This is a genomic window from Fulvivirga lutimaris (genome assembly GCF_009711525.1).
GTDB classification, from domain to species: domain Bacteria; phylum Bacteroidota; class Bacteroidia; order Cytophagales; family Cyclobacteriaceae; genus Fulvivirga; species Fulvivirga lutimaris.
Genome location: NZ_SMLV01000163.1, coordinates 1 through 3,572, shown reverse-complemented (window position 1 = coordinate 3,572; position 3,572 = coordinate 1). Strand labels below are relative to the sequence as shown.

General features: G+C 40.5%; 5 protein-coding genes. 4 read left to right on the top strand and 1 reads right to left on the bottom strand.

From position 1 onward, the window contains the following. From E1140_RS21285 to E1140_RS01210, 3 genes are all read left to right on the top strand, one after another. On the top strand, nt 1-326 hold a 326-nt coding region (locus tag E1140_RS21285), incomplete at its 5' end, for a hypothetical protein (RefSeq protein ID WP_185153355.1). A gap of 10 nt (nt 327-336) precedes the next feature. Continuing rightward, nucleotides 337-915 carry a D-sedoheptulose 7-phosphate isomerase gene (lpcA, locus tag E1140_RS01215; RefSeq protein WP_155178203.1) on the top strand — a complete coding sequence of 193 codons (579 nt, stop codon included), beginning with the start codon at nt 337-339 and terminating at the stop codon, nt 913-915. Then, nucleotides 915-2,453 carry a YifB family Mg chelatase-like AAA ATPase gene (locus tag E1140_RS01210; protein WP_155178201.1) on the top strand — a complete coding sequence of 513 codons (1,539 nt, stop codon included), beginning with the start codon at nt 915-917 and terminating at the stop codon, nt 2,451-2,453. Before lpcA ends, E1140_RS01210 begins: the two co-directional genes overlap by 1 nt. An 82-nt stretch (nt 2,454-2,535) precedes the next feature. Here E1140_RS01210 and E1140_RS01205 read toward each other — a convergent pair whose 3' ends face one another. Next, on the bottom strand, nt 2,536-2,976 hold the full coding sequence (locus E1140_RS01205) for a Dps family protein (protein ID WP_155178199.1): 441 nt from the start codon (nt 2,974-2,976) through the stop codon (nt 2,536-2,538). Between the two features lie 152 nt (nt 2,977-3,128). Between E1140_RS01205 and E1140_RS01200 the strand changes: the two genes are divergently transcribed. Continuing rightward, on the top strand, nt 3,129-3,572 hold a 444-nt coding region (locus E1140_RS01200; protein ID WP_155178197.1), incomplete at its 3' end, for an NADH-quinone oxidoreductase subunit A.

Sequence of the window (3,572 nt, the reverse complement as noted above, 5' to 3'; positions counted from 1 at the left end):
ACATAGCACTTTTGGTTGTCTCCATTTATGTAAACTATCGTTCCGAAGATTTTGAGTTCCTTCTTTATTTAAGAGGGAAAATGTCCATGATGGTGTATGTTTCTGCATTGGGCTTGGTACTGTTTTTTATAAATCTGATCTTTTCAGGTTTGGATGCTCGTACAAACTCTAAAGAAAAGGCTGCCTTGGAGCAGGAAGTGAATGCCTTAAAAGCTAAGATGTTTGACCTTCAGGAGGCTACTAGCTCCAAAAGACATGAATCTACTGCAGTACCAACTGAAGCTGATAACAAAAGTACTTCAGAGGCTGATAGTGACGACAATTAACTAACTTTTTATGGATAACCAGCTCATTATTAAACAAGAGCTTTTGCACGCCTATGACGTGCTTGATAAATTTATAGCCAACCCTGAGAACATCAATAGTGTTGAAGCGGGAGCTAAATTGCTGGCCGATGCTTTTAAAGCAGGGGGTAAAGTTATTGCTTGTGGTAACGGTGGGTCTCATTGTGATGCCATGCACTTTGCAGAGGAATTAACTGGGAGATACCGTGATGACAGACCTTCACTTCCGGCTATAGCAATTTCAGATCCTAGCCACATTTCATGCGTAGGTAATGACTACGGTTTTGACTATGTCTTTTCAAGGTTTGTTGAGGGAGTTGGCTCAAATGGTGATGTTCTTTTCGCTATAAGTACGAGTGGTAACTCTAAAAATGTGATTAATGCTATAAAAGCAGCGCAGAAAAAGGATATGAAAGTTATGGCGCTAACTGGAAATGGTGGAGGTAAGATGGCTGGTATGGCTGATGTGGAAATACGAGTGCCACATTACGGTTATGCTGATCGTGTTCAGGAAATTCATATCAAGGTTATTCACATACTTATTTTATTGGTTGAAAAACTGGTTAAATAATGCTTGCTAAGTCATTTGGAGCAGCAGTATATGGCGTAGATGCCAAAATCATCACAATAGAAGTAAATGTAGGGCAGGGGCTCAAGTTCTTTATGAGTGGGCTGCCCGATAGTGCCATTAAAGAAAGTGAGCATCGGGTAGAGTCTGCAGTTAAACAGTTTGGGTATAGAATGCCACGCCAAAAGGTGGTAGTTAATCTTGCTCCTGCAGATATTAAAAAGGAGGGAAGTGCCTATGACTTGCCCATTGCCCTAAGCATTCTAAAAGCCTCTGATCAGATTGGTGCCGATAAGATGGAAGAATATCTGATTATGGGTGAGCTTGCATTGGATGGTTCATTGAGACCGATCAAAGGTGTGCTACCCATTGCTATAGAAGCTAGAAAAAATAAATTCAAAGGCTTCATGCTTCCTAAAGAAAATGCCAAAGAAGCGGCTATTGTTAATGACCTTGATATTATTGGTGTTGAGACAATAGCCGAGGCAGTGGATTTCTTTGAAGGAAAATTAGAAATAGCACCCCTCGAAGTGGACACCCGAGATGTGTTCATGGCTCAGAATGATAACTACAGTGCGGATTTTAAAGATGTTCAAGGCCAGGAGAATATCAAAAGAGCCCTTGAAATAGCCGCTGCCGGTGGACATAATGCCATTATGATTGGCCCGCCAGGTGCAGGCAAGACCATGTTGGCGAAAAGGCTTGCTTCTATACTTCCGCCATTGAGCTTGCATGAGGCCCTTGAGACAACAAAAATTCATTCCGTAGCTGGCAGATTAGGTAAAGATGCCTCTCTTGTTTCAACAAGACCATATCGTTCGCCTCACCACACCATTAGTGACGTAGCTTTGGTTGGAGGAGGAGGAAATCCCCAGCCTGGTGAAATATCATTGGCGCATAATGGTGTTTTGTTTTTAGATGAACTACCAGAGTTTAAACGGACTGTTTTGGAAGTGATGCGCCAGCCAATGGAAGACAGGAAGGTGACCATTTCAAGAGCAAAAGTATCATTGGATTATCCAGCCAATTTTATGCTCATAGCAAGTATGAACCCTTGTCCTTGTGGATATTATAATCATCCTGAAAAGGAGTGTGTCTGCGGCCCCGGTGTAGTGCAGCGCTACTTGAGTAAGATCAGCGGCCCTTTATTAGACAGAATTGATTTGCATGTAGAAGTTACTCCAGTGTCATTTGATGAAATGACGGCTAATCGAAAGACAGAAACAAGTGAAGAAATCAGAACACGGGTAGTTAAAGCCAGAGACATCCAAACCAATCGATTTGAAAAGGTAAAAGAGATTCATTGTAATGCTATGATGCCTTCGCAAATGGTGAAGGACATCTGTGAGATAAATGAGGCTGGCAAAACTTTGTTAAAAACTGCTATGGAAAGACTAGGTCTTTCGGCAAGGGCTTACGATCGCATTTTGAAAGTTTCAAGAACCATTGCTGATCTTGCAGGTTCAGAAGAAATTAAGATTGAGCATTTGGCAGAAGCTATCCAATACAGGAGCTTGGATAGAGAAGGTTGGGCGGGTTAACGAGCTATTAGCTTCGAGCCGTAAGCTACAAGCCTACCCATGTTTTTGCTTGAAGCTTATAGCTCGTCATTCAAAGCTGATTTTATTTAAGCCATGCTTTCATCATCCACAAGGTCTTTTCTTGTTGGTCTATGAAGTCAGACATCAGGTCTTCAGTACCGTGATCATCAGCTGTTACTGCCATTTCTTTAATCTCTCGTTCCAAAGACAACAACTCTTGTAGGTTACTGGCTACTGTAGAAACCGTAGTTTCTCCATCGTGAACATTCTTAGTTACTTTAATCGTAGAGGTATTAAGGTAATCTTCGAATGAGTGCAATGGCATTCCTTCAATAGTCAATATACGTTCTGCTATCTCATCAATCTTTAAAGCAGCGTCAGTATAGAGTTCCTCAAACTTGGCGTGTAACTGAAAAAAGTGTTTGCCTTGTATATTCCAATGAAAACCTCGGATGTTCTGGTAGTAGATCTGATAATCTGCTAGTAATACATTTAGTTTTGAAATTATTTCTGCGTTTTTCATAATCATTTTCTTTTTTATTGTATCCTAAAGTTACGTAATAGGCTATTATTAGTAAAATTGATAGTTTTTATACTTATATAGATTATACTTATATCTTCTTGATTCAAGCGTTCGGTATAGGCAGTCTTATTGGTTATATTTGGTCATAACATATGTCAGAATACGGAGAAATATTGCTTTTTATAATTGGGGGGTTGCTCTTTCTGGCAGGCGGGCTATTCACTAATTATATATTGAGGCCATCACGCCCTAATGCCGAGAAGCTGACGACCTATGAAAGTGGTGAGGAACCAATAGGTTCGGCACGTGGCAGGGTAAATACCAGGTTTTACATTATAGCGTTGATATTCTTATTGTTTGAGGTGGAGATTATATTTCTATTTCCGTGGGCAACTGTATTTGGCAATAAGGAGAGAATAGCGGCAACTGATGGTTTATGGGGATGGTTTTCTTTAATAGAGATGTTTGTGTTTATAGGCATTCTGGCTTTGGGCTTAGCGTATGTTTGGGTGAAGGGTCATCTGGACTGGCCAAAAATTGATGTGCCTAAAAATGATTTTAAGTCACCCGTACCTGCAAAGTTGTACGATGACATT

Excerpts from the sequence above, each read along its gene's own strand:
- lpcA (WP_155178203.1), top strand. The coding sequence starts at position 337 with ATGGATAACCAGCTCATTATTAAACAAGAGCTTTTGCACGCCTATGAC.
- E1140_RS01210 (WP_155178201.1), top strand. The coding sequence starts at position 915 with ATGCTTGCTAAGTCATTTGGAGCAGCAGTATATGGCGTAGATGCCAAA.
- E1140_RS01205 (WP_155178199.1), bottom strand. The coding sequence starts at position 2,976 with ATGAAAAACGCAGAAATAATTTCAAAACTAAATGTATTACTAGCAGAT.